The organism is Psychrobacter sp. A3 (assembly GCF_028823565.1).
Classification (GTDB): domain Bacteria; phylum Pseudomonadota; class Gammaproteobacteria; order Pseudomonadales; family Moraxellaceae; genus Psychrobacter; species Psychrobacter celer.
This window is the reverse complement of the sequence record NZ_JAPEHS010000125.1, coordinates 1-4,915: the sequence shown is the minus strand read 5'-3', so window position 1 is coordinate 4,915 and position 4,915 is coordinate 1. Positions and strand designations below refer to the sequence as shown.

Below are 4,915 nucleotides of genomic sequence, written 5' to 3'. Positions count from 1 at the left end.
TTGCGCCTTGTCTGGAACAATTTTAGCGATCAGCAGTGCCTATTTGTAAATGTTCAACACGCCCTAATAGCCAACCAGATGACACAGCCAGTTTAACAGCCTAGCTCACCATGAGGCTAGGCTTGCAGCACTGCGCTGAGTAATAAAGCCATCTGGCGTCTGGCCATTATCTGCTTGCCAACGCTGAAACGCCCTACGCGTATTGGTGCCTACGATACCGTCAGCACCTTTGGTATCGTAACCCATGCTGGTCAGGCGCTGCTGGAGGTTGCGTACTTGCACAGTCGATAATGGGCGCTCATAACGTGGCCATGATTTATATAGACCACCTTGCCCTGCCAGCGCTTTGCCCAACAAGCTGACCCCTAGGGCATAGCTTGATGAATTATTATAGACTTTGATCACATCAAAATTGGGACTGAGCAGCAGTGCAGGACCATCTTTGCCAGCCGGTAGCCACAACTCCATCTGGGTATTGGCATCCAAAGACACATCATCGATGGTATCGATACCAAGCGCCGCCCATCTGGCCGCCGACTGTTTGCTGCCAACAACGGCATAATCAAAAGATGCAGGAATCCTCACTTCATAAAAAGGCGCTAAGCCACGTACCCAGCCTGAGTTACTCAGATAATTGGCAGTAGACGCCAATGCATCTCCCGTTGCCCAAGGGTTGCGGTGACCATCACCATCGCCATCTACCCCTTGTTTGAGCCAAGTATCAGGGATGAATTGGGTTTGCCCCATGCCGCCCGCCCAAGAGCCATCAAGCTGTGACCATGACACATCGCCGCGCTGCAATAACGAAGCAAGCGACAACAACTGAGTTTCGGCAAACTCTTGGCGACGACCGTCATAGGCAAGGCTGGCAAGCGAGCTTGGAATGCTACTGTTGCCCGTCACCGCGCCATACGAAGACTCCATCCCCCATATTGCCGCGATGATTTCGGCATTGACGCCATACTGCGACTGTAACTGGGACAAAAACGCCCGCTGCTCTGCAAACTTACGCTTACCTGTGCTGACTCTGCCGTCTGATACCGCCGAATCCACATACTCCCACGGCATTTTAGAAAACTCAGGCTGCCCTGAGTCTAAAGAGATGACTTGCTGATTGAGATACGCCAAATCTAGCAGGCGGCGGATGGTCTGTGCATCATGACCTGACGCCATGGCGCGCATAGAAAAATCCGACTTCCAGTCAGAAAAACTGCCATAGCTTGGTTTTGCGACTGGCTGGGGTTTGACAACAGGTTTGGGGGTCGGCTTGACCTGAATGGTCTGAGTTTGAGTAATCTGTACGTTAGCCTGACGCACAGGTTTGCTAGGTTTTTGCATCGCTTGCTGGCTGGTACAGCCCACCATGACTAGCGCTGGGAAAAGAGCAATATAGTGTTTTTTTAAAATCATAAGAAGTCTCAGGTGTGAATAAGTACTATCGGTAAGCCATACCGTTGCCAAAAATCAGAGTAATAAGCATAGAGTAACTATATACCACTCATCAACATATCGCTCATCAGTCGTTTATCATCTTTTTAGGGCTTGGGATAACTTAGCAAATAAAAACCAGCAGCGGTAGAGCAGCAATGCTAGGCCGTGCTGCACAATCAATCATGGCGCTGACAAAGACTAGCGTCCCAATACTGCCCGTGGATCAATAGGGTTGCCATTTAAGCGTACTTGAAACTCCAGGCCCACTTGATTGGTTTGGCCACTACTCCCCATATTGGCAATACGTTGGCCTCGCTGCACCGCGTCCCCTTCTTTAACCAAAAGCTGGCTATTGTGAGCGTAGGCAGTGATATAGTTGTCACTATGACGAATCATGATCAGATTGCCATATTCAGGCAGACCGTTACCTGCATATAGCACTGTCCCTGATTGGCTCGCCAGTACAGGGTCGCCGATATTGCCAGCAAACCACATGCCCATCGTGCCAGCCGCCGCATCAAAGTTACGTGTCACTTGGTTGCGGCTCGGGTACTCATAGCCTGACGTGGCGTTTGCCGTGACTTCATAGACAGGGCTGGTGTTAGTAGGTGTGCTGGTGACAGGCCGGTTGTAAGTAGGCTGTGGCCGTGTCTGAGCAGGCGCGTTATAGCGATTGTTATTGGCAGCATTTGGCTGTCCTTGCCAGAGCTTTAGCCATTGACCACTATAGATGGTGTATTTGCTATCTAAGCCATTGATCGCACCAATGTGACGATAATTTAGGCCATAACGGGCGGCGATTTGGCTGACGGTATCACCGCGCTGGACCAGATGGTAGTTAGGAACCCCTTGTGCGTTGGTGATGATCTTGGGCGCAGCTTGGTTTGCTGTCTGATAAGTAGGTTTGGTGGCACAGCCTACCATCGTTAGCGCAGCGGCGGCCATGCTACCAATCAACACCGACGTTGCAAGGTGCGATCCTGTGTTAAGCTTTTTCATACAAGGTTCCTATTCTTTCTCTCACTCATCAGTTTTTGTCTCATTGAGTGGTTTGTGTGCCACTCATACGTATTATGCTTTTTGGGTCATCTATCCTATGGCCACAGACCTCAGCTGTCTATGATTTGTGCTATTACTCCTGCCTTTATCGCCTCAATTATCTTCATAAGGCCAAACTCGACAACGTCTCTAACGCTGCTTTTGGCGCATGGTGTAATCGCACAGGCGATAGGCTGATATAGTTTTCGGCCACGGCTTTATCGTCGTTCATCACACCTGCCACCTCATAGGTTTGCTGGTATAAGGGGTTAGGCGCCTGACGATCTAGCAATCGGGTCGTTTCGTCACCCTCCTCATCATGTAACGCTGACGCGACGTGGGCGTTTTTGCGTTTGCGTAACGACAGCCAATACGCATCTCGCCCGCGCGGATCTACCATGTGATGGACAGGGCGCGCAATCTGAGCATGGCCAAGCGTGGTGATTTTTCGGCCTTTTATCTCAGCACTACTGTGCACATCAGGAATATTAACGTTTAATACGTGATAGGGCAAACTTTTACACATCGACAAAATAGCGGTCTCACGAATGAGCTTGGCAATCTCCTCAGCAGCCACTTTATAGTGACTGGCATCCTCTTGCCCTCGTCGTTTGCCTGCCTTTTTTCCTTTGACACCGCCGCCTACCAAAGAAGTGGCAATCGCCGGTATACCAAAAATCTGAGCGGTCAATGCCGCGCCAAAGGTACCAGAAAACAAGACATCTTGTCCCAAATTGGCGCCTGAATTGATGCCGGTGACGATACAATCAAAGTCCGTATCACGGTACAGCTCGTGCAATGCCAGATAAATACAGTCGGCAGGAGAGCCATTGACAGCGACAAAACCTGACGGCAACTGATGAGCATACAGCGGCTTTGAGACACTAAGCGAGCTTGCGCAGCCACTTTGCTCTTCGCTTGGGGCGACGACGACAACCTCACCGATGGTCGATAGTGCCTGAGCCAATGCCAATAGTCCTGGCGCGTGTACGCCATCATCATTGCTAAGTAAAAATCTCATATTTGCTCGTTGTTTTTGTCTTTGACCGTTTGTCTGCTTTTCAGCCTTTTTGTCATAATATTGCTATACTCGGCGCAGCATTGCTTAGATGATAGGCCATTATGAAAACGGTTGATTGGTAAAATTTATCGCCCAATGATACCTTCTTCCTTATACTTATAAATTGTGCTAACTCACTACCCATGGTAAAGATCATCAGCGCGCCCTGCTGGTATCGTAAGTAAAAGCGCAAAAAAGCAAAAGGGCAAAAATAAATGGCGATTATACCCCAATCATACACTGACGCACACATAGCAGACCAAACCATAGATGCAATAGATACAAATATGAAGGCTCACAGCCTAAAGTATTCAAGGCTTTACAGCTTTACCCTGAACTATTTATGGCAGAGCGTCATACCGACAGTACAGATTAAATGATAAGCAAAAACTTGCCATTAGGTTACAATAGGCAACAACGCACTACAATACAAACTTATACTTTTAGGCGGACGTAACTTAGCTGACGATGCTGCTGATATGTTGCTGCAAGATGGCTTTGGCTCACAATATATCTACACATAAATCAATATTTTATGTGACTTTTGTTTTTTTACCCATTAACATATGACCATTAAATAAAGATAAGCGAGTGTAATACAGAATGAAAAATCAATCGATATTATCTATAGCTTCTGTGCTAGCGAAGACCGCATCCAAGGTAGGTCTTGCAGGACTGATAACGTCTGTTGCCATGCTGTCTCAAGCCTCCTATGCGGCAAACAATGCTGCGACGACCATTCCTTTAGACATGTCTGGCATCAACATCACCAAGCATGAAATCGCTGTGATGCAAGTGCTTTCAGAGATTTGCCCGCCGATGCTAAACGGTAAGCAAAAACAGCGTTTTTATAAGTCTTATAACGTGCAGTTGCACGAGCTGATGCCGTCACTAGAAGACCCCAAAGCGGCGATTCAATACCTATCAACGCAGCAAGACTATCGCCAAATTCTCCAAGGCATCCGTAGCTGGACGATGGGGTTTTCTAAGCAAGACAACCGAGCGCTGTGCGAAGATTTGGCCAATGCTGAATACTAGTACTCCCCTCATCACCACTTATGATAAGCATGATAAGACAGACGATTTAAAAAAATAAAAAAAAACGTGCCACTGTGCTTTTGACGCCAAAATAACATTGATCATCAACGACAATAAAAAACGACACAAGCGGGCGTCTAGAGCGAGACAAAGCGTCAAGATTTTTAATGTCTTTAATATTTTCTGACGAGTGATAGATGACATAAAAGCTTGCTGTATTGCCAGAAGATGGGCCATGCAGCAGGCTTTTTTGCAACCGAAGATCGCGCTGGGTTTGTTTTTTAAGATACCTTATATAGTTGATACACTCTAAAAATGTCATAGCGCTACTGGGATGAATTTTGCGCA

The 4,915-nt window shown here is 47.6% G+C and carries 5 protein-coding genes; 1 reads left to right on the top strand and 4 read right to left on the bottom strand.

The window, feature by feature from the left end; genetic code table 11:
- Nucleotides 1-105: 105 nt before the first annotated feature.
- The 3 genes from NK638_RS11845 to surE all read right to left on the bottom strand — a co-directional run bounded on the left by NK638_RS11845 (nucleotide 106) and on the right by surE (nucleotide 3,490).
- A complete protein-coding gene (locus NK638_RS11845; protein ID WP_274633165.1) occupies nucleotides 106-1,410 on the bottom strand; it encodes a lytic murein transglycosylase in 1,305 nt (434 codons plus the stop codon).
- 219 nt (nucleotides 1,411-1,629) lie between these two features.
- Nucleotides 1,630-2,430 (bottom strand): M23 family metallopeptidase, encoded by an 801-nt coding sequence (locus NK638_RS11840; RefSeq protein ID WP_274633164.1) that lies wholly within the window; start codon nucleotides 2,428-2,430, stop codon nucleotides 1,630-1,632.
- Nucleotides 2,431-2,593: 163 nt separating this feature from the next.
- Nucleotides 2,594-3,490: a 5'/3'-nucleotidase SurE gene (surE, locus tag NK638_RS11835; RefSeq protein ID WP_274633163.1), complete on the bottom strand. Its 897-nt coding sequence runs from the start codon at nucleotides 3,488-3,490 to the stop codon at nucleotides 2,594-2,596.
- Between the two features lie 642 nt (nucleotides 3,491-4,132).
- On the opposite strand from surE, the gene NK638_RS11830 reads away from it, so the two are divergent.
- Nucleotides 4,133-4,567 (top strand): MCR_0457 family protein, encoded by a 435-nt coding sequence (locus NK638_RS11830; RefSeq protein WP_075101516.1) that lies wholly within the window; start codon nucleotides 4,133-4,135, stop codon nucleotides 4,565-4,567.
- A 46-nt stretch (nucleotides 4,568-4,613) separates the two neighbouring features.
- Here NK638_RS11830 and NK638_RS11825 read toward each other — a convergent pair.
- The coding region (locus NK638_RS11825) for a hypothetical protein (protein ID WP_274633162.1) at nucleotides 4,614-4,915 on the bottom strand (302 nt) is incomplete at its 5' end.